The organism is Burkholderia sp. Bp9090, assembly GCF_003857985.1.
Lineage (GTDB): Bacteria > Pseudomonadota > Gammaproteobacteria > Burkholderiales > Burkholderiaceae > Burkholderia.
Map to the genome: position 1 here is coordinate 1 of NZ_QTPV01000010.1, position 21,504 is coordinate 21,504.

General features: G+C 68.2%; 20 protein-coding genes. 11 read left to right on the forward strand and 9 right to left on the reverse strand.

All coding sequences use genetic code 11. The features are described 5' to 3' along the window. The first annotated feature begins 168 nt into the window (after positions 1–168). Complete coding sequence (locus tag DIE16_RS11975; RefSeq protein WP_014896698.1) at positions 169–633, forward strand: GNAT family N-acetyltransferase; 465 nt, start codon at positions 169–171, stop codon at positions 631–633. A gap of 41 nt (positions 634–674) precedes the next feature. Here the strand turns inward: DIE16_RS11975 and DIE16_RS11980 are convergent, their stop codons facing one another. After that, positions 675–1,541 (reverse strand): helix-turn-helix domain-containing protein, encoded by an 867-nt coding sequence (locus DIE16_RS11980; RefSeq protein WP_124519979.1) that lies wholly within the window; start codon positions 1,539–1,541, stop codon positions 675–677. Between the two features lie 302 nt (positions 1,542–1,843). Here DIE16_RS11980 and DIE16_RS11985 point away from each other — a divergent pair, with 302 nt between their 5' ends. After that, positions 1,844–2,269, forward strand: coding sequence for a gamma-glutamylcyclotransferase (locus DIE16_RS11985; protein WP_124486168.1), 426 nt, complete (start codon positions 1,844–1,846; stop codon positions 2,267–2,269). A 106-nt stretch (positions 2,270–2,375) separates the two neighbouring features. On the opposite strand, the gene aceB is transcribed toward DIE16_RS11985, so the two are convergent. Both aceB and DIE16_RS11995 read right to left on the reverse strand, forming a co-directional pair. Continuing rightward, positions 2,376–3,968 carry a malate synthase A gene (gene aceB / locus DIE16_RS11990; protein ID WP_124486169.1) on the reverse strand — a complete coding sequence of 531 codons (1,593 nt, stop codon included), beginning with the start codon at positions 3,966–3,968 and terminating at the stop codon, positions 2,376–2,378. 67 nt (positions 3,969–4,035) lie between these two features. Next, positions 4,036–4,797 carry a haloacid dehalogenase type II gene (locus tag DIE16_RS11995; protein ID WP_124570248.1) on the reverse strand — a complete coding sequence of 254 codons (762 nt, stop codon included), beginning with the start codon at positions 4,795–4,797 and terminating at the stop codon, positions 4,036–4,038. A gap of 153 nt (positions 4,798–4,950) precedes the next feature. Between DIE16_RS11995 and DIE16_RS12000 the strand changes: the two genes are divergently transcribed. Beyond that, on the forward strand, positions 4,951–5,856 hold the full coding sequence (locus DIE16_RS12000) for a LysR family transcriptional regulator (RefSeq protein WP_044847957.1): 906 nt from the start codon (positions 4,951–4,953) through the stop codon (positions 5,854–5,856). A 173-nt stretch (positions 5,857–6,029) separates the two neighbouring features. Further along, positions 6,030–6,464: a universal stress protein gene (locus DIE16_RS12005; protein WP_044848000.1), complete on the forward strand. Its 435-nt coding sequence runs from the start codon at positions 6,030–6,032 to the stop codon at positions 6,462–6,464. 229 nt (positions 6,465–6,693) lie between these two features. On the opposite strand, the gene aceA is transcribed toward DIE16_RS12005, so the two are convergent. The 3 genes from aceA to DIE16_RS12020 all read right to left on the reverse strand — a co-directional run bounded on the left by aceA (position 6,694) and on the right by DIE16_RS12020 (position 10,561). Beyond that, positions 6,694–8,001: an isocitrate lyase gene (gene aceA, locus DIE16_RS12010; protein ID WP_124486171.1), complete on the reverse strand. Its 1,308-nt coding sequence runs from the start codon at positions 7,999–8,001 to the stop codon at positions 6,694–6,696. Between the two features lie 380 nt (positions 8,002–8,381). Further along, positions 8,382–9,923 carry a DEAD/DEAH box helicase gene (locus DIE16_RS12015; RefSeq protein WP_044847955.1) on the reverse strand — a complete coding sequence of 514 codons (1,542 nt, stop codon included), beginning with the start codon at positions 9,921–9,923 and terminating at the stop codon, positions 8,382–8,384. A gap of 368 nt (positions 9,924–10,291) precedes the next feature. After that, the gene (locus tag DIE16_RS12020; protein WP_044847954.1) at positions 10,292–10,561 is read right to left on the reverse strand and encodes an acyl-CoA-binding protein; all 270 of its coding nucleotides are present in this window, start codon (positions 10,559–10,561) and stop codon (positions 10,292–10,294) included. 147 nt (positions 10,562–10,708) lie between these two features. Between DIE16_RS12020 and tsaB the strand changes: the two genes are divergently transcribed. The 4 genes from tsaB to DIE16_RS12040 are packed head-to-tail and all read left to right on the forward strand — an operon-like array spanning position 10,709 to position 13,995. Continuing rightward, a complete protein-coding gene (tsaB, locus tag DIE16_RS12025; RefSeq protein WP_124486172.1) occupies positions 10,709–11,476 on the forward strand; it encodes a tRNA (adenosine(37)-N6)-threonylcarbamoyltransferase complex dimerization subunit type 1 TsaB in 768 nt (255 codons plus the stop codon). After that, entirely contained in the window at positions 11,473–11,973 is a 501-nt protein-coding gene (rimI, locus tag DIE16_RS12030) for a ribosomal protein S18-alanine N-acetyltransferase (protein WP_044847952.1), read from the forward strand. Before tsaB ends, rimI begins: the two co-directional genes overlap by 4 nt. Further along, positions 11,960–13,039, forward strand: coding sequence for a uracil-DNA glycosylase family protein (locus DIE16_RS12035; RefSeq protein WP_124519986.1), 1,080 nt, complete (start codon positions 11,960–11,962; stop codon positions 13,037–13,039). Before rimI ends, DIE16_RS12035 begins: the two co-directional genes overlap by 14 nt. Further along, positions 13,036–13,995, forward strand: a complete 960-nt coding sequence (locus tag DIE16_RS12040) for a DUF1853 family protein (protein ID WP_124892332.1) — start codon at positions 13,036–13,038, stop codon at positions 13,993–13,995. Before DIE16_RS12035 ends, DIE16_RS12040 begins: the two co-directional genes overlap by 4 nt. 18 nt (positions 13,996–14,013) lie before the next feature. Here the strand turns inward: DIE16_RS12040 and thiD are convergent, their stop codons facing one another. Together thiD and lplT are read right to left on the reverse strand one after the other, a co-directional pair. Further along, positions 14,014–14,823: a bifunctional hydroxymethylpyrimidine kinase/phosphomethylpyrimidine kinase gene (thiD, locus tag DIE16_RS12045; RefSeq protein ID WP_124486176.1), complete on the reverse strand. Its 810-nt coding sequence runs from the start codon at positions 14,821–14,823 to the stop codon at positions 14,014–14,016. Between the two features lie 58 nt (positions 14,824–14,881). Continuing rightward, positions 14,882–16,189: a lysophospholipid transporter LplT gene (lplT, locus tag DIE16_RS12050; protein ID WP_044847948.1), complete on the reverse strand. Its 1,308-nt coding sequence runs from the start codon at positions 16,187–16,189 to the stop codon at positions 14,882–14,884. 218 nt (positions 16,190–16,407) lie between these two features. On the opposite strand from lplT, the gene alr reads away from it, so the two are divergent. The 3 genes from alr to DIE16_RS12065 all read left to right on the forward strand — a co-directional run bounded on the left by alr (position 16,408) and on the right by DIE16_RS12065 (position 19,281). Continuing rightward, the gene (gene alr, locus DIE16_RS12055; RefSeq protein WP_044847947.1) at positions 16,408–17,478 is read left to right on the forward strand and encodes an alanine racemase; all 1,071 of its coding nucleotides are present in this window, start codon (positions 16,408–16,410) and stop codon (positions 17,476–17,478) included. An 11-nt stretch (positions 17,479–17,489) separates the two neighbouring features. Further along, complete coding sequence (gene radA, locus DIE16_RS12060) at positions 17,490–18,866, forward strand: DNA repair protein RadA (RefSeq protein ID WP_044847946.1); 1,377 nt, start codon at positions 17,490–17,492, stop codon at positions 18,864–18,866. Between the two features lie 148 nt (positions 18,867–19,014). Further along, positions 19,015–19,281 carry a DUF2866 domain-containing protein gene (locus DIE16_RS12065; protein ID WP_044847945.1) on the forward strand — a complete coding sequence of 89 codons (267 nt, stop codon included), beginning with the start codon at positions 19,015–19,017 and terminating at the stop codon, positions 19,279–19,281. A 188-nt stretch (positions 19,282–19,469) separates the two neighbouring features. Here the strand turns inward: DIE16_RS12065 and DIE16_RS12070 are convergent, their stop codons facing one another. Further along, the gene (locus tag DIE16_RS12070) at positions 19,470–21,401 is read right to left on the reverse strand and encodes an ATP-binding cassette domain-containing protein (RefSeq protein ID WP_044847944.1); all 1,932 of its coding nucleotides are present in this window, start codon (positions 21,399–21,401) and stop codon (positions 19,470–19,472) included. Positions 21,402–21,504: the final 103 nt, after the last annotated feature.

The following is a 21,504-nucleotide window of genomic DNA, read 5'->3' on the forward strand; positions in this document are numbered from 1 at the left end:
CGGGGGTCGCGGGTTCGAGTCCCGTCCGCTCCGCCAGAAAATGAAAAAGCCCGCCTCGTGCGGGCTTTTTCATTTGCATCGCCGATCCGGCGCCACTACGAGAAATTCGCGATTGCATCCACCCGCGACTGCGCTATCGTGGCGGAATGCGTTTTTGACCCCTGCGCGATGCTCGATCCGACCGACCTGCGATTGTTGTATCAGCTCCGGCCCGCGGAGCCTGGCGATTTTCCGTTTGCCGAGGCGCTGACGCACGGCAACATGGGCGGCTATTACAAGCGCCATGGGCTCGTCTGGCGCAGCGACCTGTTCTATGCGAGCTGGCGCGAATCCGAAAACTTCATCCTGGAAGCCGACGGCGAACGTATCGGCGTGCTGCGCGTGACCGAGGAGGGCGATTCGCTGCACATCCGCGACGTGCAGATCGCGGCCGGCCATCGCGGACAGGGCGCCGGCACCTACATGCTCGACATGTCGCATCGCTGGGCGCGCGCCCGCGGGCTGCACGAACTGCAGTTGCGTGTGTTCGTCGACAATCCGGCCGCGCGCCTCTACCTGCGTATGGGCTACCGCGTCACCGGGCCGAGGCTGGCCCAGCTCGGCTCGATTCGCCACATGGTGCGTCCGGTTTGAGCGCGTAACGGTTACCCACGCGGGGGGCCACGCGGCGACGGTCAGCGGGCGGCGTCGATCGCGTCGTCGTCGATTGCGATGCCGTCTTCCGCGCCGCGATGCTCGTAGCCGCGCAGCATGAACGCGCGCGGGCTTTCGCCGAACGCGCGCCGGAACATCGCCGAAAACGCGCTCTGGCTCTGGTAGCCGAGTTCGCGGGCGATATGCGACAGCGGGCGCCCCTGGTTCAACAGCGGAATCGCGCGCGCGAGCAGCGCCTGCTGCCGCCACTGCGAAAAACTCACGCCCAGTTCCTGCCTGAACAGCCGCGAGATCGTGCGCGTGCTCGCACCCACCTCGCTCGCCCAGTGTTCGAGCGATTCCGCATGCGCCGGTTGCGCGAGCACCGCCTCGCACAGCATGCGCAGCCGCTTCTCGTCGGGCATCGGCACCGCGAGCGGCAGCGGTTCGGCGCGGCTCAGCTCGTCGAGCACGAGCCCGCACAGCAGCCGTTCGCGGGTGCCGCTCAGGTCGCGCGCGTCGAGCGCGACGATCAGTTCGCGCAGCAAGCCCGTCACCTCGACCACCCGGCATGCGTCGAGCCCGTCCGGCACGACCGACTCGTCGATGTACAGCGTGCGCAAGTACGCTTCCTCGACGATCACGACCTCGTGCGTGACGTGCGGCGGCACCCAGATCGCGCGGGAAGGCGGCACCATCCATGTCGTCCCGGTCGTCGCGACGCGCAGCACGCCGCGCGATGCATACGCGAGTTGCGCCCACGCGTGCGTGTGCAGCGGGATCCGGCGTCCGGCGTCGACCTGCCGTGCCCGGACACGCATCGGGTGGACGCGGGTCGGCGCGAACTCGGGCGGGATGTCGATGACGTCGTACGGGTTCGATGCGTCGGCTTGGGCTGGCGGGTTCATGGACGATTCGGTCGGCGCGGCGGCGATGCCGTCATTTTAGAAGGCGCCGCGCAGGCGCATGCGGCGGTTTTTCGGCCGATAATGCACGGTTCAAATGAACTTTGTATGGGGCAGCACGTGTGCCGGCCGGCGCAAGCCCTGGCCAGCGTGATGCGTCGCGCCGAAAAGAACCATCGTGCCGCCGGCGCGGTCTATCGATGCGGGCGCGTGTTCGCACAAGCAGCGCCCCAACGACGCCGGCGCCCGCGGCACGGCCGCGACGGCCCGGCACGGCAACACCTGAATCGAAGAGGAGGACCACGATGCGCCATGTATTCGTCTACGGCACGTTGAGAGCGGGAGAAGCCAACGACATCGGCCAGGCGGCCGCGCGGAACGGGATCGCCGCGCCGACGCTGCTCGGGGCGGCCGCACTGCCGGGCGAACTGTACGATTTCGGCACGTATCCGGGCATGGTGCCCGGGCCGGCCGGCCGGTCGCTCGTGTGGGGCGACGTCTACGAGATCGACGAGCGACTGGTGCCCGTGCTCGACGAGATCGAGCGCGTCTATCCGGGCGTCGACACGCTGTTCCGGCAGGAGCCGGTGACCGTCGAACTCGGCGGTCGTGCCTATGCGTGCGTCTACTATCCGGTCGCCGCGCATGCGGCAGCCGACCGTCCGCGCATCGTGTCGGGCGACTGGGTCCAGCACCGGCGCGAGCGGGAAGCCGCCGCCGCATCCGCATAGAGAACCCGCTGCCCAGCAAAGGAAAAGCGCCCCGCGGGGCGCTTTTTTCATGCCGCCGTGTTGCGCGACCGGCGGCGGGCAGGACCGGGCGACCCGGCCCGCGTCGTCAGATTTCCTCGTACAGCGGCAGCGTCAGGAATTCGGTGAAGCCTTCCGACGTCGACATCTGTTCGAAGATCGCCGCGGCACGCTCGTACGGTTGCGTGTTGCCGCCGACCGACCGCTTCACGTTGTCGAGCTCGGCCTTCGCGAATTCGCGCACGAGCTCGGCGGTGACCTTGCGGCCGTCGTCGAGCACGCCCTTCGGCGAGCGGATCCACTGCCACACCTGCGAGCGGGAGATCTCGGCGGTCGCCGCGTCTTCCATCAGATTGTGGATCGGCACGCAGCCGTTGCCGTCGAGCCAGGCGCCGAGATAGTGGATGCCGACGTTGATGTTGTTGCGCAGGCCGGCTTCGGTGATCGGCGCTTCAGGCTGGAAGTCGAGCAGGTTCTTGCCTTCGATCTGCACGTCGTCGCGTTGCTTCGCGATCTGGTTCGGCTTGTCGCCGAGCACCTTGACGAATTCCTCCATCGCGATCGGCACGAGGCCCGGGTGCGCGACCCAGCCGCCGTCGTAGCCGTCGGTCGCGTCGCGCTGCTTGTCCGAGCGCACGCCGCCCATCGCCTTGTCGTTCGCTTCCGGATCGTTCTTGATCGGGATCAGCGCGCTCATTCCGCCGATCGCCGGCGCATTGCGCTTGTGACAGGTCTTCAGCAGCAGCAGCGCGTACGCGCGCATGAACGGCACCGTCATCGTGATCTTCGAGCGATCGGCCAGGCAGAAGTCGCGGTCGTTCTTGAACTTCTTGATCGCCGAGAAGATGTAGTCCCAGCGGCCGGCGTTCAGGCCCGAGCTGTGTTCGCGCAGTTCGTACAGGATCTCGTCCATCTCGAACGCGGCGAGGATCGTCTCGATCAGCACCGTCGCGCGGATCGTGCCGCGCGGCACGCCGACTGCCTCCTGTGCCGCGACGAAGATGTCGTTCCACAGGCGCGCTTCGAGATGGCTTTCCATCTTCGGGAGGTAGAAGTACGGGCCCGAGCCGCGCGCGATCAGTTCCTTCGCGTTGTGGAACAGGAACAGCGCGAAATCGAAGATGCCGCCGGACACGCGCTGGCCGTCGACCGTCACGTGCTTCTCGTCGAGATGCCAGCCGCGCGGACGCACGATCAGCGTCGCGACCTTGTCGTTCAGCTGGTACGACTTGCCGTTCTGCTCGAGCGAGATCGTGCGGCGCACCGCGTCCTTCAGGTTGATCTGGCCGTCGATCTGGTTCGTCCAGCTCGGCGCGTTCGAATCCTCGAAGTCCGTCATGTACGAATCGGCGCCCGAGTTCAGCGCGTTGATGATCATCTTGCGCTCGACGGGGCCGGTGATCTCGACGCGGCGGCATTGCAGGTCGGCCGGCAGCGGCGCGACCTTCCAGTCGCCCTCGCGGATCGCCTTCGTGTCGGCCAGGAAATCGGGGCGCTCGCCGGCGTCGAGGCGCTTGGTGCGTTCGACGCGGGCCTGCAGCAGCGCCTGGCGGCGCGGCTCGAACGCGCGGTGCAGCGCCGCGACGAGTGCGAGTGCTTCAGGCGTCAGGATCGCTTCGTAACCCGGCTTGATTTCGCCGGTGATCGCCATGCCTTGCGGCAGCGTGATCGGGGTGCTCATGAGTCTCATCTCCTTGGTCGGTCAGTTGCGGTTTCGGTGAAGGGGGAAGGCGGCAGCGCAGCGAACGTCATGCGCCCGGGCCGGGGCGCGCGCGGTTCGCGGGTCTGCCGGACGGGGCCGGGGTGGCGAGGAATGCGAGCAGGTCGGCCATGCCGCTGCCGGTGCCGTCGGGCGGCGCGCCGAGTTCCTCGGCAGGCGCACCCGTGCGGTTGAGCCAGAACGTCGTGTAGCCGAACCAGGCGGCCCCCGCGACGTCCCAGGCGTTCGACGACACGAACACGATGTCGCGCGGGTTCGCGCCGAACGCGGCGGTGCCGAGCGCGTACGCGGCCGGGCTCGGCTTGTACGCGCGTACCGCGTCGGCCGACAGCACGCGATCGAACAGGCCGGTCATGCCGGCGCTCTTGATCGCGATGTCGAGCATCTCCGGGTTGCCGTTCGACAGGATCGCGAGCGGCGGGCGCGGGTCGAGCGCGCGCAGCTTGCGCAGCGCGGGCACCGTGTCGGGATAGGTGGACAGGCACGCGTATTCGTCCATCAGCCGCTTCTCGGCCGCGCTGTTCAGCGCGAGCCCGAGCCTGCGCGCGGCGAACCGCAACGCGTCGAGCGTGATGTCGCGGAACGGGCGATAGCGGGCGCCGGAGGGATCGGCGAGCGTGCGCAACTGCGAGTATTCGATTTGCTTGCGTCGCCACAGCCGCGACAACCGGTCCCCGTGACCGGGAAACATCTGCTCTGCCGCGGCCACGACCGCATGCACGTCGAACAACGTGCCGAATGCATCGAAGAGGATTGCGTCGGGAGAGGAGAGTGTCGTTGTGGCCGACATAGCCTTGCGCTCCAGTTTCAGAGGTCGGAAACGATTTTATTCGTGCTCGTCAGTGCTAAAAAAGACGCTAAACATCACTTGATCTTTTACTTTCATATACCTAATCTTGACGGCTCAAGCTATTTGAAGGGCGGGAGCGCCGCCCTGCGAGTCATGGACCGGTTCAAACAGATCGAAACGTTCGCCGCGGTCGCGGCGAAGGGCAGCCTGTCGGCGGCCGCGCATGCGGAAGGCGTCGCGCCGGCGATCATCGGCCGCCGCCTCGACGCGCTCGAGGAGCGGCTCGGCGTGAAGCTGCTGGTGCGGACTACGCGCAAGCTCACGCTGACCTTCGAGGGGTCGGCCTTCCTCGAGGATTGCCAGCGGATCATCAACGACATGCAGAACGCGGAGGCGAGCGTGTCCGCCGGCGGCGTGAAGGCGAGCGGCCACCTGCGCATTTCCGCGCCGGCCGGCTTCGGGCGGCGCCACGTCGCGCCGCTCGTGCCCGAATTCAGCGGCGCGCATCCGGACGTGTCGGTCACGCTCGACCTGTCCGACCGGATGGTCGACCTCGTCAACGAAGGGTTCGATTGCGCGGTGCGGCTCGGCGAGCTGCCCGATTCGTCGCTGGTGTCGCTGAAGCTCGGCGAGAACCGGCGGGTGTGCGTCGCGTCCCCCGCGTATCTCGCGCGGCGCGGCACGCCGGCCACGCTTGCGGAACTCGCGCGCCACAACTGCCTCGCGCTTGCCGCGAATGCGAACCAGCAGCGCGGCTGGGCGTTCCAGGAGGGCGACAAGGTGGTGTCGATCCGCGTGAACGGCACGATGGAATGCTCGGACGGCGCGGTGCTGCACGAATGGTGCCTCGCCGGCTACGGCCTGGCATGGCGATCGTGGTGGGAGGTCGGCGACGACATCGCGGCCGGCCGCCTCGTCACCGTGCTCGACGCGTTCGCGGCACCACCGATCGGCATCCACGCGGTGTTTCCGCAGCGCCGTCACCTGCCGCTGCGCGTGCGGCTGTTTCTCGATTACCTGAAACATACGTACGAACGGCCGGGGTATTGGGGCGAGTAGGGCGGGGCGAGCAGGGCGCACCGGCCCGCGCGTTTCCGATATGAGGGCGAACCCGCTGCCGGCGCCGGTCGCCCGGTTTCGCGCACTACAATCGAAACTGGCATGCGCGACGCGCCGGAGCCGGCCCGCATGGGTTCGCGGTGCGCGCGGTGCGTCTGACGCAGGAGGGCGCGATGTTCCGGCACATCCTCGTTCCAACCGACGGTTCCGAACTGTCGCAGAAGGCGATCGACGGCGCGATCGACCTGGCGCGCGCGGTCGGCGCGCGGGTCACGGCCTATGCGTGCCTGCCGCAGTATCCGTACTCGCCGTTTTCCGAAGTGATCATCGAGCCGCCCGCCGATTTCCGGGCGCGCAGCGAGCGCGAGGCGCGCGCGCACCTGGACGACGTGCAGGCAGCCGCGAAGGCGGCCGGCGTCGATTGCGACAGCTGGACGAGCGTGCATCCGTCGCCGTACCTCGGCATCATCGAGGCGGCCGAACGTGGCGGCTGCGACGTGATCTTCATGGCGTCCCACGGACGCCGCGGGCTCGGCAGCCTGCTGATCGGCAGCGAAACGCAGCGCGTGCTGACCCATACGAAAATTCCGGTGATCGTCTATCGGTAGACGCGGCGCCCGTCGTTCGTAGCCGCCCGGGCGACAGCACGGCGGCGCCGCTGAAAAAAGGGCGCGCCGGACGAAGCCGGCGCGCGTCGTTGCTGGCGGCCACTGGCCGCGCGCGACCGGTCGCGCGACGTCGATCGCGCGCCAGCCGTCTCCTCCCTGATTGTTGTCCGGTGCCGCCGATGCCGCGCCGTCGCGTGACGGGCCGGCATCGGCGTGACGCTTGCGCGCGTTACGCGACCTTCTTGCCGTCGAAGAACTGTTCGTCTTCGGTCGAGCCGTGCAGCGCGGTCGTCGAGGCTTCCCGCTCGACCGTCTGCGTGACCGCGTCGAAGTAGCCGGTGCCGACTTCGCGCTGGTGCTTGACGGCCGTGAAGCCCTTGTCGGCCGCCGCGAACTCCGCCTGCTGCAGTTCGACGAACGCGCTCATCTGCGTGCGGGCATAGCCGTGCGCGAGGTTGAACATCGAGTAGTTCAGCGCATGGAAGCCGGCCAGCGTGATGAACTGGAACTTGTAGCCCATCGCGCCGAGTTCCTTCTGGAACTTCGCGATCGTCGCGTCGTCGAGGTTCTTCTTCCAGTTGAACGACGGCGAGCAGTTGTACGACAGCATCTTGCCGGGGAACTGCTTTTGGATCGCTTCCGCGAATTTCTTCGCGTACTCGAGATCCGGCTTGCCCGTCTCACACCAGACGAGGTCGGCGTACGGCGCATACGCGAGGCCGCGCGAGATCGCCTGCCCGATGCCCGGCTTCGTGCGGAAGAAGCCTTCGACCGTGCGCTCGCCCGTCAGGAACGGCTTGTCGTTGTCGTCGATGTCGGACGTGATCAGGTCCGCCGCTTCCGCGTCGGTCCGCGCGACCAGCACGGTCGGCGTGCCCATTACGTCGGCCGCGAGACGCGCCGCCGACAGCTTCGCGACCGCTTCGCGGGTCGGCACCAGCACCTTGCCGCCCATGTGGCCGCACTTCTTTACCGACGCGAGCTGATCCTCGAAGTGCACGCCCGAGGCGCCGGCCTCGATCATCGCTTTCATCAGTTCGAACGCGTTCAGCACGCCGCCGAAGCCGGCTTCCGCGTCCGCGACGATCGGCGCGAAGAAATCGACGTAGCCTTCGTCGCCCGGATTCTTGCCTTCCGACCACTGGATCTGGTCGGCGCGCGTCAGCGTGTTGTTGATGCGCTTGACGACGAGCGGCACCGAGTTCGCCGGGTACAGCGACTGGTCCGGGTACATTTCGCCCGCGACGTTCGCGTCGCCGGCCACTTGCCAGCCCGACAGGTAGATCGCCTTCAGGCCGGCCTTCACCTGCTGCATCGCCTGGTTGCCGGTCAGCGCACCGAGTGCGTTGACGAACGGCTCTTCGTTGATGAGGTGCCACAGCTTTTCCGCGCCGCGCTTGGCCAGCGTGTGCTCGACGGCGATCGAGCCGCGCAGGCGCACCACGTCCTCAGCCGTGTAGCTGCGCTTGATGCCCTTCCAGCGCGGATCGGTTTCCCATTGCTTTTGCAGTTCCTGTGCCTGTTGCTGTCGCGACATGATGAGCTCCTTGATGCGGTGTGTTGCCAGATCGGTCGAATCGGACGGTGCTGATGCTGTTCTCGAAGCGGGGCGCGGTGCGTGCCGCTTTGAGAAGTCTTGTATAAGAGTCTAGGCAAACCGATCCGAGTGAAACAGGGGCTATACCAGGAAGTTTGAAACTTTTTAATCGTTTTTAATCAACAACTTGTGTTTTGTGTTTCGCAATGAGAAACGATTTTTCCCATCTCGCAATTGTAAGGTTGTGCCGCGCAGCATGATTTTTTACGACGCAAAAAAATTTTCCGCATCGTGAAATTTGGCGCGGGACGAAAAAAAACCGGCGCGGGTGCGCCGGTTTGCCGGATGGGCGGGCGGCCACGGGGGCCGCCGGGGCGTGCTTACGACGCCGAATTGCTGCGACGCGGGCCGCCGCTGCGCTGGCCGTCGCGACGCGGGCCGCCGTCACGGCTGCCGCCCGGCTTGCCGCTCCAGCCGCCGCCATTGCCGCCGCCGTAGCTGCGGCCGTTGCCGCCATGACCGCCGCCCGGCTTGCCGCCGAAACGACGACCGCCGTTACCGCCGCCCGGACGGCCGCGGCCGCCGGTGCCGCGATCGTTGCGCGGGGGTGCCTTGCGGGGCTCGAAGCCTTCGATCACGTTGACCGGCAGCGGCGAGCGCACGAAGCGCTCGATGCGCTTGAGCGCGCCTTGCTCGGCGTGGTGCACGAGGCTCACCGCGGTGCCCGAACGGCCGGCACGGCCCGTACGGCCGATACGGTGCACGTAGTCTTCCGCGAACTTCGGCAGGTCGTAGTTGAACACGTGCGTGATGCCCGGGATGTCGATGCCGCGGGCTGCGACGTCGGTCGCGACCAGCACGCGCACGCGGCGCTCGCGCAGCGCACGGATCGTGCGGTTGCGCGCGCCCTGCGGCAGGTCACCGTGCAGCGCGGCCGATTCGAAGCCGGCGTCGGCGAGACGGCCGGCGAGCTGGTCGGCATCGATCTTGGTCGCCGTGAAGATGATCGCCTGGTCGAGCGCGTCGTCGCGCAGCAGGTGATCGAGCAGGCGGTCCTTGTGGTCGCGATCGTCGACGTAATGGACGGTCTGTGCGATGTTCGCGCGCGATTCGAGGCGCTGCTGGATCTCGATGCGTTCCGGATCCTTCAGCAGGCGGCTCGTCAGCGAACCGATCTTGCCGTCGAGCGTGGCCGAGAACAGCATCGTCTGGCGCGACTCGGGCGTCGCGGCGACGATCGTCTCGATGTCTTCGATGAAGCCCATGTCGAGCATGCGGTCGGCTTCGTCGAGCACGAGCATCTTCAGTTCGGACAGGTCGATGCGGCCGCGCTCGAGGTGATCGAGCAGACGGCCCGGCGTGGCGACCAGGATCTCGGGGTTCTTCGCGAGCAGCATCAGCTGCTGGCCGTAGGCGACGCCGCCGAGGATGCTGACCGTGCGCAGGCGCTTCAGGTGCTTGCCGTAGGTCGACGCGGCCGTGGTGACCTGCATCGCGAGCTCACGGGTCGGCGTCAGCACGAGCAGGCCCGGGCGGGCGACGGGCTGCGGGCGGCGCGCACGGCGGTCGCCCTGATTCGGTTCGCGCGGCGCACGCGGTTGCTGCGCCTGCGCCTTCTGGAGCTGCGCGAAACGTTCGATCGCGGGCAGCATGAATGCGGCCGTCTTGCCCGAACCGGTCGGGCTCGACACCAGCAGGTCCCGACCGGCGATGCCGGCCGGAATCGCGCGCTGCTGGACCGGCGTCGGCTTGGCGTAGCCGGCGGCCTGCAGCGCGGAGACGATCTCCGGCGACAACCCGAGCGACGCGAAAGTCGGCTCGTCCGACGCCGGTTCGACCGCGGCCGGTGCGGCGGCGTTCTCGAGACCGAGCGCCTGGTCGGCGATCGCGTTGAGCGGGCTGGAGTTGATGCTCGAAGTCATAACAATCCTTGAAACACAGTGGGTGAAACGTCGGCGCCAATCGCGCATACCCAAGTCGTCGGATTCAGCGAGCAAATCGGGAAACGGGTGCAATCCGCCGAACCGTCGGCGGATGAGGCATTAGAAGCTGTTTTGGGTGCGGCGCGCTTCTGGAGCGGGGGCCGCCAGCCTAGTTGACGACCGCGAGGGTCGAAGCAGGAGGGGACAGGTTCTAAACCGGATTGGAGCTTAACGCTACGAGGCGTCGGGCCGGAACGGCTTGCGAGCCGAGCGCGGGAGGTGACGCAGCCAGCATTATAGAGATATTTGCTGCGCTGCGCCACTGATTTGATTGCCTATTGATTGACTGTCGCGGCAGGCGGGACAGATCAGGACGCCGTGCCGTTCTTCAGCGATTCGACGAGTTCGATGTATTGCTGCTTCGCCGCATCCTGGGTCGTGCCTTTCAGCGCTTCCCACGCGTCGTACTTGTACTTGCCGACGATGTCGGTGAAGCCCGGCTTGTCGCCGTGCGCGTCGCCGTCGGTCGCCTGCTTGAAGAGCGCATACAGGCGCAGCAGCGTCAGGTTGCCCGGTCGCTCTGTCAGTTGCTTGACGTCGACCTGGGCCTGGTCGAATTGGGCGGTGAGTTCGCTCATCGTGTGTCTCCGTAAGGGTTTCAGGTCGGGCGATCTTAACAAGCGCCGCGCCGCGCGGGGTCGAGCGATCCTTCCAAACCGCCAGCCGCGCGGCGCGCGCATCGCGATCGGGTCCGACCGCCCGTGGGAGCGGGGCGCCGCATTACAATGTCGGCCATGACGCAAACAGTGCTCCTCGCCATCGATACGTCGACCGAATACTGCTCGGTCGCGCTGCTGCGCTCGGCTTTCGCCGATGACGCCGTTTCCACCACGCAAACCTGGGTCCGCCACGAGCTGACGGGCGCCGTGTCGAGCACGCGCGTGCTGCCGGCCATCCAGGAACTCTTCGCCGAATCGGGCCTCACGTTCGCCGATTGCGACGCGATCGCGTTCGGCGCGGGCCCCGGCTCGTTCACCGGGCTGCGCACCGCGACCGGCATTACCCAGGGGCTCGCGTTCGGGCGCGGGCTGCCGGTCGTGCCGGTCAGCACGCTGCTCGCGTGCGCCGAACACGCGCGGCTGCGCGCACCCGGCACGACGCGCGTGCTGGCCGCGCTCGACGCGCGGATGGACGAAGCGTACTGGGCCGACTTCGCATGGGACGAGCAGGCGGGCGACTGGCGCACGCTGCATCCGGCGTCGCTCGATGCACCGGGCGCCGTCGGCGTGCCCGACGCGCCGTTCACGCTCGCGGGCAACGCGGCCGCCGCGTTCGGCGCGCAACTGCCGGCCGCGGCGGCCGCGGCCGTGATCGACGGCGACGCGCTGCCGCATGCGCTGGCGGTCGCGCATGCCGCGCTGCGGGCATTCCGCGCCGGCCGGACGGTGCCGGCCGACCAGGCCGCACCCGAATACGTGCGCGACAAGGTCGCGCAGACCACCGCCGAGCGCATGGCCGCGCGTGCCGCGCAGACGGACGGAGCAAAACGATGACGGGCGTCCTGTTGAGCGACCGCTATCTGTCGCCGATGACCGACACCGATCTTGACGAGGTCGTCGCGATCGAGCAGGTCGCGTACGAATTCCCGTGGAGCCGCGGCAATTTCCAGGATTCGTTGCGCAACGGCTATTTCGGCGTGTGCCTGCGGCACGTGACGGGCGCGCTCGTCGGCTATTGCGTGCTGATGCCGGTGATCGACGAAATGCACCTGCTGAACCTGTGCGTCGCGCCGGCCGCCCAGCAGTCGGGCGCGGGCCTCGCGCTGCTGCGCGAAGCCGTGCGCATCTCGCGCGCGGAGGGGCTCGACGGCGTGCTGCTCGAGGTGCGGCCGTCCAATCCGCGGGCGATCCATCTGTACGAGCGCTTCGGCTTCGTGACGATCGGCCGGCGCAAGAACTACTATCCGGCGCGGCATCGCAGCCGGGAGGACGCGATCGTGATGCGTCTGACGCTGAACAAGGACGAAGGGGACGCGCATGGCGTGGGCTGAAGCAGCGCTCGAGGAAATGGGGCTCGCGCAGATCTGGGTGCGGCGCGGGTCGCGCGCGGAAGGCGCCGAAGCGGGTGGGGCGGGGGCCGGGCCGGTTGGCGTGCCGGGCGCGGCCGACGATGCGTCCGCCGTTGCGGCCGCAACCGTCGCGCCCGCGTCGCGGCCGACGTCGGAGCAGCCGCGTGACACGCAGGCGGCTGCACGCGTGTTCCCGCGCGGCGATATGCCGCTGGCGGATACGCCGCCCGCTGGGGGCGCCGCGCGCTCCGCGGCACCGGCTGCGGAAACGGGCAGCGGCGCGCGTGCCGCGATCGACGAAGAGCGCGCATCCGCCGGGCCGGCATCGTCCCCGGCCGCCGCCGCCGCCGCGGACGACCTGCCGCCGCTCACCGAAGACGATTTCGCGTGGTTCGACGCGGCGCCGCCTGGCGATCCGCTGCCGCCGGCCGAAGCGCGTCCTGCTGCAACGCCGGTCGCGATGCTCGACTGGGATGCGCTCGCCGCACGCGTCGCCGGCTGCACGAGCTGCCGCCTCTGCGAGAAGCGCACCAATACCGTGTTCGGTGTCGGCGATCGGGAAGCGGACTGGATGCTGATCGGCGAAGCGCCGGGCGAGAACGAGGACAGGCAGGGCGAGCCGTTCGTCGGCCAGGCCGGCAAGCTGCTCGACAACATGCTGCAGTCGCTCGCGCTCAAGCGCGGCGACAACGTCTACATCGCGAACGTGATCAAGTGCCGCCCGCCCGGCAACCGCAACCCGGAACCGGACGAGGTCGCGCGCTGCGAGCCGTACCTGCAGCGCCAGGTCGCGCTCGTGAAACCGAAGCTGATCGTCGCGCTCGGCCGCTTCGCCGCGCAGACGCTGCTGAAGACGGACGCGAGCATCGCATCGCTGCGCGGCCGCGTGCACACGTACGAAGGCGTGCCGGTGATCGTCACCTACCACCCGGCGTACCTGCTGCGCAGCCTGCAGGACAAGTCGAAGGCGTGGGCCGACCTGTGCCTGGCGCGCGATACGTTCCAGCGGGCGGAGGGCGCCGCCGCGCACGGGCCGGCCGGACAATGACGCGCGGCGCGGCGGTCGCGTTCGTCGATACGCTGCACGATGCCGCGGTCCGCGATCTGGGCTGGCTCCTCGCGAGCCCGAGCCTGCTCACTGCCGCGCCCGGGGCGCCGCTCGCGCATCCGTGGGCGGATGCGGTCGAGCGGGTGGCCGTCGAAGCGTGGCTCGTCGCGCTCGATGCCGCGCCCGAGCCGCTGCACCGCGCGCTCGACGGGCTGCGGCCCGTGCGACTCGGCCGCTATGCCGAATGCCTGCTCGAGTATTTCCTCACGCACGGGCCGTCGCTGCGGCTCGTCGCCGCCAACCTGCCGCTGCGCAGCAACGGCAAGACGCTCGGCGAGGTCGATTTCCTCGTCGATGCGCCGGGCGGGCTGCGCCTGCACTGGGAACTCGCGGTCAAGTGCTATCTATGCGCGCCGGTCGACGGCGACGCGTCGCTCGCGGATTTCGTCGGGCCGAATCTCGTCGACCGCCTCGACCGCAAGCGCAGCCGGCTGCTCGAGCATCAGCTGCGGCTGAGCGATCGCCACGGGTTCGCGCTGCTGGGCTACGGCGCGCCGTCCGATGCGCAGATGTTCATCAAGGGCTGGCTGTTCTATCCGCACGGCGTGCCGCTGCCGCCGGTGGCCGCGGAAATCGCGGCCGATCATCCGCGCGGGTTCTGGCTCACGCACGCGCAGTGGCCGGCGTGGGCATCCGCACAGCCCGACGGTGCGGCATGGAACGTGCTGCCGCGGCTCGCATGGCTCGCGCCGCGGCGGGTGGCGGCCGACGCCGCGCCCGAACCGCTGGCGTATTCGCTCGAATTGCCGTCCGCCTTGACGGCGCGCCAGGCGCCCGCGCTGATCGGCGTCCATCGACTGGACGGCAACGGCGTATGGCGGGAGACGGCGCGCGGTTTCATCGTGCCGGACGACTGGCCCGCGCGTGCGCAGGCGTTCGCTGCCCAGGACCACTGACGCCGCATCAGCCGGCGCTTACCACCAGCGATGGAAGTGATGGACGGGGCCGACGCCGTGGCCGACGTCGAGCTGGCCGCTCGCGGCGATCGCGCCGGTCAGGTAGGCCTTCGCTTCGCGCACCGCGCTGTCGAGATCGGGCCGCTGCGGCAGCAGCGCGGCGATCGCCGACGACAGCGTGCAGCCCGTGCCGTGCGTGTTGCTGACCGGCACGCGCGTGCCGTCGAACCGCACCGCATGCGCCGCATCGACGAGCCAGTCGGGGCTCGCGGCCGCGTCGGGCAGGTGGCCGCCCTTCATCAGCACGGCGCGCGCGCCGGTCTTCAGCAGCGCCTGGCCTTGCCGGACCATGTCGTCTTCGGTCATCGCGGGCGTGTCGCCGAGCAGGGCGGCCGCTTCGGGCAGGTTCGGCGTGACGACGGTCGCGAGCGGCAGCAGCGCGTCGCGCAATGCGTCGACCGCATCGGGCGCGAGCAGCGCGTGCGAACTCTTCGAAATCATCACCGTATCGAGCACGACGAAACGCGGCGCATGGCGCCGCAGCGCGTCGGCGACCGCGTGCACGATCGCCGCGTTCGCGAGCATGCCGATCTTGACCGCGTCGATGCGGATGTCGTCGAACACCGCGTCGAGCTGCGCGGTCACGAACGCGGCGTCCGGAGCGTGCACGCCGGTCACGCCGCGCGTGTTCTGCGCGGTCAGCGCGGTGATCACGCTCGCGCCGTACGCGCCGAGCGCGGAGAAGGTCTTGAGGTCGGCCTGGATGCCCGCGCCGCCGCCCGAGTCGGAGCCGGCGATCGTCAGGACGTTGGGTATCGGGTGCGTCATGATGGCAAGGCGCCGGTTCGAAGACCGGCACCGACGGACGGAAACAGGAAGTGTAGCGTCAGTGCCGCGATTCACCGATCAGCGCGACCGAGTCGAACTGACGCTGGTTCGCCTGGTGGCGGCGCATCACGAGCCACATCGTCAGGCACACGAACGTGCCGAACAGCACGATCACGACGCCGACCGGCACGTCGAGCCAGACCAGCACCGCATACAGGCACAGCATCACGAGCACCGACAGGTTCTCGTTGAAGTTCTGCACCGCGATCGAATGGCCGGCCGACAGCAGCACGTGGCCGCGATGCTGCAGCAGCGCGTTCATCGGAACCACGAAGTAGCCGGACAGCGCGCCGACGCAGATCAGGAAGATGTACGCGACGATCAGGTACACCGGCAGGCGCAGGTGGCCGAAATGCACGGCCCAGTGCGCCGGGAACAGGTCGCGCGTGTAGAACGCCATCAGCATGACCGCGATGCCCATGATGATGCCGACCGGCAGCACGCTGAGCGACTTCTTCAGCGGGATCCGCGCGGCGGCGGCGATCGCACCGCCCGCGACGCCGACCGCGACCACCGCCTGCAGGATCGCGCCTTCGGACAGCGACATGTTGAGCGACACTTCGGCCCACTTCAGCACGATGAACTGCAGCGTCGCGCCCGCGCCCCAGAACAGCGTCGTGACCGCGAGCGAGATCTGGCCGAGCTTGTCGCGCCAGAGCACCATGAAGCAGTCGGCGAAGTCGGTGAGGAGCTTGACCGGGCCGCGCTCCTGCTTCGGGTAGCGCGCGCCGGTATCGGGGATCCGCAGATTGAAGATGGCGGCGATCACGTAGATCGCCATGATGATCACCATCGCCGCTTCGGCGGGCGTGGCGATCCAGGCTGGCGTGTGCGCGATCACGTGCGACGCGATGTGCGGGCTGATCAGCGCGCCGCCGAGCACGGTGCCGAGGATGATCGAGCTGACGGTCGTGCCTTCGATCCAGCCGTTCGCGGCGACGAGCCGGTCGGCCGGCAGCAGCTCGGTCAGAATGCCGTACTTCGCGGGCGAGTAGGCCGCGGCGCCGAACCCGACGATGCCGTATGCGATCAGCGGATGGGCGCCGAGCAGCATGATCAGGCAGCCGACCACCTTGATCGAATTGGTGATGAACATCACGCGCCCCTTCGGACGCGAATCGGCGAACGCACCGACATAGGCCGCCAGCACCACATACGACAACACGAAGAACAGCTTGAGCAGCGGTGTCATCCAGTTGGGGGCGTGGAGGTCTTTCAGCAGGGCGATGGCGGCGATGAGAAGCGCATTGTCGGCCAGCGACGAGAAAAACTGCGCGGCCATGATGGTGTAAAAACCTTTTTTCATCTGATGCGATGCTTTCGTCGCTGCGGCAGGGCCGCGTAGGCCGCCTGGTATGCGATCGGCTTATTCCGTTCGAAATGGGTTGTGCGCACGGCTTTATAACACGAAAATACGGCAATTCGGACTAGCAAGATTCCCCGATCGTTCCGCAAATTGTCGGCTTCGGTGCTCAAAAGGCGCGGTAAGCTGATGATTCGCAAGCGTCTTTACGTAAATTTCCCATGCCGCGCCCGATCTCCGCCACCATCCACACCGCCGCCCTCGCGAACAATCTCTCCGTCGTCCGCCGCTTTGCCGGCCCGTCCAAGGTCTGGGCGGTCGTCAAGGCCAACGCGTACGGCCACGGTCTCGCGCGCGTGTTTCCCGGCCTGCGCGGCACCGACGGCTTCGGCCTGCTCGACCTCGACGAGGCCGTGAAGCTGCGCGAGCTCGGCTGGGCCGGCCCCATCCTGCTGCTCGAAGGGTTCTTCCGGTCGACCGACATCGACGTGATCGACCGCTACAGCCTCACGACCACCGTCCACAACGACGAGCAGATGCGGATGCTGGAGACGGCGCGGCTGTCGAAGCCCGTCAACGTGCAGCTCAAGATGAACAGCGGGATGAACCGGCTCGGCTACGTGCCGGAGAAGTACCGCGCCGCGTGGGAGCGCGCCCGTGCGTGCCCCGGCATCGGCCAGATCACGTTGATGACCCATTTTTCGGACGCCGACAACGAGCGCGGCGTCGCCGAGCAGCTCGCGACGTTCGAGCGCGGCGCGGCAAGCATCGCGGGCGCGCGCAGCCTCGCGAATTCGGCGGCCGTGCTGTGGCATCCGGATACGCACTTCGACTGGGTGCGGCCGGGGATCGTGCTGTACGGCGCATCGCCGTCGGGGCTGTCGTCCGACATCGCCGATACGGGCCTGAAGCCTGCGATGACGCTCGCCTCCGAGCTGATCGCCGTGCAGACGATCGCGAAGGGGCAGGCGATCGGCTATGGCTCGACGTTCTCCGCGCAAGCGCAGATGCGCATCGGCGTCGTCGCGTGCGGCTATGCGGACGGCTATCCGCGCGTCGCACCCGAAGGCACGCCCGTGATCGTCGACGGCATCCGCACGCGGATCGTCGGCCGCGTGTCGATGGACATGATTACCGTCGACCTGACGCCGTGCCCGCAGGCCGGCGTCGGCGCGCGGGTCGAGCTGTGGGGCAACGCGCTGCCGATCGACGACGTCGCGCGCCATTGCGGGACCATCGGCTATGAACTGATGTGCGCGGTCGCCGCCCGCGTACCGGTGCGCGCGGAATAAGGGCAGCACGCGTGGCCAAACAGAAAACCGTCTACGTCTGCAGCGAGTGCGGCGGACAAACCCCGAAGTGGCAGGGGCAATGCCCGTCGTGCCAGGCCTGGAACACGCTCGTCGAATCGGTCGCCGAGTCGCCGGCCGCCCATCGCTTCCAGTCGCTCGCGAAACGCGCGCCCGTGCAGCGCCTCGTCGACATCGAGGCGGCCGACGTGCCGCGGTTCTCCACCGGCATCGGCGAATTCGATCGCGTGCTGGGCGGCGGGCTGGTCCCTGGCGGCGTCGTGCTGATCGGCGGCGATCCCGGCATCGGCAAGTCGACGCTGTTGCTGCAGTCGCTCGCGGACATCGCGAGCGAGCGGCGCGCACTCTATATCAGCGGCGAGGAATCGGCCGCGCAGATCGCGTTGCGCGCGCAACGGCTCGCACTGCTCGACGGCGGCGCGCCGGCGGCCGAGCTGAAGCTGCTCGCCGAGATCCAGCTCGAGAAGATCCAGGCCGCGATCGACGCGGAACGGCCGGACGTCGCCGTCATCGACTCGATCCAGACCGTCTATTCCGAAGCGCTGACATCGGCGCCCGGCTCGGTCGCGCAGGTGCGCGAGTGCGCGGCGCAGCTCACGCGCATCGCGAAGCAGTCCGGCACCGCGATCATCATGGTCGGGCACGTGACGAAGGAGGGCAACCTCGCGGGCCCGCGCGTGCTCGAGCATATCGTCGACACGGTGCTGTACTTCGAGGGCGACACCCATTCGTCGTTCCGGCTCGTGCGCGCGTTCAAGAACCGCTTCGGCGCGGTCAACGAGCTCGGCGTGTTCGCGATGACCGAGCGCGGGCTGCGTGGCGTCGCGAACCCGTCCGCGCTATTCCTGTCGCAGCACGAGCAGGTCGTGCCGGGTTCCTGCGTGCTCGTCACGCAGGAGGGAACGCGCCCGCTGCTCGTCGAGATCCAGGCGCTCGTCGATACGGCCCACGTGCCGAACCCGCGCCGGCTCGCGGTCGGCCTCGAGCAGAACCGGCTCGCGATGCTGCTCGCGGTGCTGCACCGGCACGCGGGCATCGCGTGTTTCGACCAGGACGTGTTCCTGAACGCGGTGGGCGGCGTGAAGATCACCGAGCCGGCCGCCGACCTCGCGGTGCTGCTCGCGATCCATTCGTCGATGCGCAACAAGGCGCTGCCGAAGGGCCTGATCGTGTTCGGCGAAGTGGGGCTGGCGGGCGAGATCCGGCCATCCCCACGCGGCCAGGAACGCCTGCGCGAGGCGGCGAAGCTCGGTTTCACCGCCGCGCTGATCCCGAAGGCGAATGCACCGAAACAGCCGATCGAAGGACTGAACGTGATGGCCGTCGAGCGGATCGAGCAGGCGATCGACCGTGTGCGCGATCTCGAATAGCCGTGGCTGGCCAGCGCCGCCGTGCATTGGCCACGGTGATCTGTCGCGTAATTGAATGTAATGAATATGTAGGCTGATGTAACCCGCCGGACATCGCTTTTCCCTATCCTTTGCCGGATTGTCGAACCGCGCAATGCGAAGGGAACCTATGTTTAAACAGTATGGGGAAGCGCCGAGCGGACGCAGTTACAACCTGCGCGGCTGCCGTGTGTCGGAGCCGATCGTTCAGCCGTGGGGCGGCGGATGCCGGATCGTCGAATGGATCGACGACGAAGGGCGCCTGGCGCGCCGGGTCGTGTCCGAGGACGTGACGGAAGCGGAGGTCGCCGCGGCGATCCGCCGGCCGACCGAAGGGCGGCGTCACCTGATGGGCGATGACGAGCAGATGCCGCGCGATACGTTGCCGCGGCGTTGAGCGGATGGCGCGGCCGGCGGACGGCGGACGCGATCACGTCGAACGCAACAATGACAAAGAGGCCGGGCCCGGGCGCCCGGCCTTGTCGTTTCCGCGCCCGGTGCGGCCGGGCGGGTTCGCCGGTCGTGGATCGTGCCTAGGCGTGCGGCCGCCGCTGAAACGACCGGCTGACGGCGCGCCGGGCGCGTTCAGCCGATCTGCTCGAGTTCTTCCTGCACGGCGAGCCAGTCCGCCTCGACCGTTTCGAGCCGGGCATTGACCTCGCCCAGCTTGCGGATCGCTTCGGTCAGTTCCGTCTTGCGCGCGGCTTCGTAGCTCGCCGGATCGGCGACGAACGCGTCGAGGCGCGCCTTCTCCGCGTGCAGCGTTTCCATTTCCCTTTCGAGCTTCGTGATGCGGTTCTGCAGCGGTTTCTTCAGCTGCGACAGCCGCTGGCGCTCCTCGGCCGCCTGACGCTTCTGATCCTTGCGGTTGACGCCCGGATCCGCGCCCGCTGCCGCCGCGCTGTCGGCCTTCGCGGCCGCGCGTTGTTCGGCCGCATGCTGCAGCAGCCAGTCGCGGTAATCGTCGAGGTCGCCGTCGAACGGCTGCAGCCGGTGCTTCGCGACGAGCATGAACTGGTCGGTGGTCGCGCGCAGCAGGTGGCGGTCGTGCGAGACGAGGATCAGCGTGCCTTCGAACTGCGCGAGCGCCATCGTCAGCGCGTGACGCGTCTCGAGGTCGAGGTGGTTGGTCGGCTCGTCGAGCAGCAGCAGGTTCGGTTTCTGCCAGATGATCAGCGCAAGCGCGAGCCGCGCCTTCTCGCCGCCCGAGAACGGGCCGACCGGGCTCGTCGCCATGTCGCCGGAGAAATTGAAGCCGCCGAGGAAGTCGCGCAGTTCCTGCTCGCGCGTATCGGGGGCGAGCCGTGCGAGATGCGCGAGCGGCGAATCGTCCTCGCGCAAGGTTTCGAGCTGGTGCTGCGCGAAATAGCCGATCGTCAGCCCCTTGCCGTCGCGCACGTGGCCCGACAGCGGCGCGAGCGTGCCGGCCAGCGTCTTTATCAGCGTCGACTTGCCCTGGCCGTTCGCGCCGAGCAGGCCGATGCGCTGGCCGTTCTGGATCGACAGCGCCACGCGTTCGACGATCGGGATGTCCGTGCCGTCCTCGGCGTGGTAGCCGCAGCGGACGTCTTCCATCACCATCATCGGGTTCGGCGCGGCGTCGGGCGTGCGGAATTCGAACGTGAACGGCGACGCGATGTGCGCGGGCGCGATCAGCTCCATCTTCTCGAGCGCCTTCATCCGGCTTTGCGCCTGCTTGGCCTTGGTCGCCTTGGCCTTGAAGCGGTCGACGAAGCTCTGCAGGTGCTCGATCGTCTTCTGCTGCTTTTCGTACGCGCTTTGCTGCAGCGCCAGCTGCTGCGCCCGCAGCACTTCGAACTGCGAGTAATTGCCGCCGTAGCGCTTCACCTGGCGATTTTCCAGATGCAGCGTGACGTTGCAGATCGAGTCGAGGAATTCGCGGTCGTGCGAGATCACGACGAGCGTGCCGGCGTAGCGGTGCAGCCAGTCTTCGAGCCAGACGATCGCGTCGAGGTCGAGGTGGTTGGTCGGTTCGTCGAGCAGCAGCAGGTCGGAGCGGCACATCAGCGCCTGCGCGAGGTTCAGCCGCATGCGCCAGCCGCCGGAGAAGCTGGCGACCGATTCGCGCGTCTGCGCGAGCGTGAAGCCGAGGCCGAGCAGCAGCGCTTCGGCGCGCGCGGGGGCCGTATAGCCGTCGGCGTCGGCGAACGCCGCGTGCGCGTCGGCTTCGGCCGCGCCGTCGTGCGCGGCCGAGGCGGCGGCGATACGCGCCTCGATCTCGCGCAGCGCGGTGTCGCCGTCGAGCGTGTAGTCGAGCGCGGAGCGGTCGACGGCGGGCGTTTCCTGCGACACGTGGGCGATCCGCCACGACGGCGGCATCGCGAAATCGCCGCCGTCGGAATGCAGCTCGCCGCGCAGGACCGAGAAGAGCGTCGATTTGCCGGCGCCGTTCGCGCCGATCAGGCCGGCTTTCTCGCCGGGATTGAGCACGAACGAGGCCGACTCGAACAGCGGCTTGGTGCCGCGCGCAAGGCTGAACTGATTGAAACGGATCACGGCGGGAATGACTGACCAAAACCGCTATTCTAGACTGCGCGCGCGTCGCCCCGGATATCGGCCGTTCGGCAGGTGCCGCAACGGCGCGATTTCGCCTAGACTC

Coding starts and splice junctions, on each gene's coding strand:
- DIE16_RS11975 (WP_014896698.1), top strand. CDS start 169: ATGCTCGATCCGACCGACCTGCGATTGTTGTATCAGCTCCGGCCCGCG.
- DIE16_RS11980 (WP_124519979.1), bottom strand. CDS start 1,541: ATGAACCCGCCAGCCCAAGCCGACGCATCGAACCCGTACGACGTCATC.
- DIE16_RS11985 (WP_124486168.1), top strand. CDS start 1,844: ATGCGCCATGTATTCGTCTACGGCACGTTGAGAGCGGGAGAAGCCAAC.
- aceB (WP_124486169.1), bottom strand. CDS start 3,968: ATGAGCACCCCGATCACGCTGCCGCAAGGCATGGCGATCACCGGCGAA.
- DIE16_RS11995 (WP_124570248.1), bottom strand. CDS start 4,797: ATGTCGGCCACAACGACACTCTCCTCTCCCGACGCAATCCTCTTCGAT.
- DIE16_RS12000 (WP_044847957.1), top strand. CDS start 4,951: ATGGACCGGTTCAAACAGATCGAAACGTTCGCCGCGGTCGCGGCGAAG.
- DIE16_RS12005 (WP_044848000.1), top strand. CDS start 6,030: ATGTTCCGGCACATCCTCGTTCCAACCGACGGTTCCGAACTGTCGCAG.
- aceA (WP_124486171.1), bottom strand. CDS start 8,001: ATGTCGCGACAGCAACAGGCACAGGAACTGCAAAAGCAATGGGAAACC.
- DIE16_RS12015 (WP_044847955.1), bottom strand. CDS start 9,923: ATGACTTCGAGCATCAACTCCAGCCCGCTCAACGCGATCGCCGACCAG.
- DIE16_RS12020 (WP_044847954.1), bottom strand. CDS start 10,561: ATGAGCGAACTCACCGCCCAATTCGACCAGGCCCAGGTCGACGTCAAG.
- tsaB (WP_124486172.1), top strand. CDS start 10,709: ATGTCGGCCATGACGCAAACAGTGCTCCTCGCCATCGATACGTCGACC.
- rimI (WP_044847952.1), top strand. CDS start 11,473: ATGACGGGCGTCCTGTTGAGCGACCGCTATCTGTCGCCGATGACCGAC.
- DIE16_RS12035 (WP_124519986.1), top strand. CDS start 11,960: ATGGCGTGGGCTGAAGCAGCGCTCGAGGAAATGGGGCTCGCGCAGATC.
- DIE16_RS12040 (WP_124892332.1), top strand. CDS start 13,036: ATGACGCGCGGCGCGGCGGTCGCGTTCGTCGATACGCTGCACGATGCC.
- thiD (WP_124486176.1), bottom strand. CDS start 14,823: ATGACGCACCCGATACCCAACGTCCTGACGATCGCCGGCTCCGACTCG.
- lplT (WP_044847948.1), bottom strand. CDS start 16,189: ATGAAAAAAGGTTTTTACACCATCATGGCCGCGCAGTTTTTCTCGTCG.
- alr (WP_044847947.1), top strand. CDS start 16,408: ATGCCGCGCCCGATCTCCGCCACCATCCACACCGCCGCCCTCGCGAAC.
- DIE16_RS12065 (WP_044847945.1), top strand. CDS start 19,015: ATGTTTAAACAGTATGGGGAAGCGCCGAGCGGACGCAGTTACAACCTG.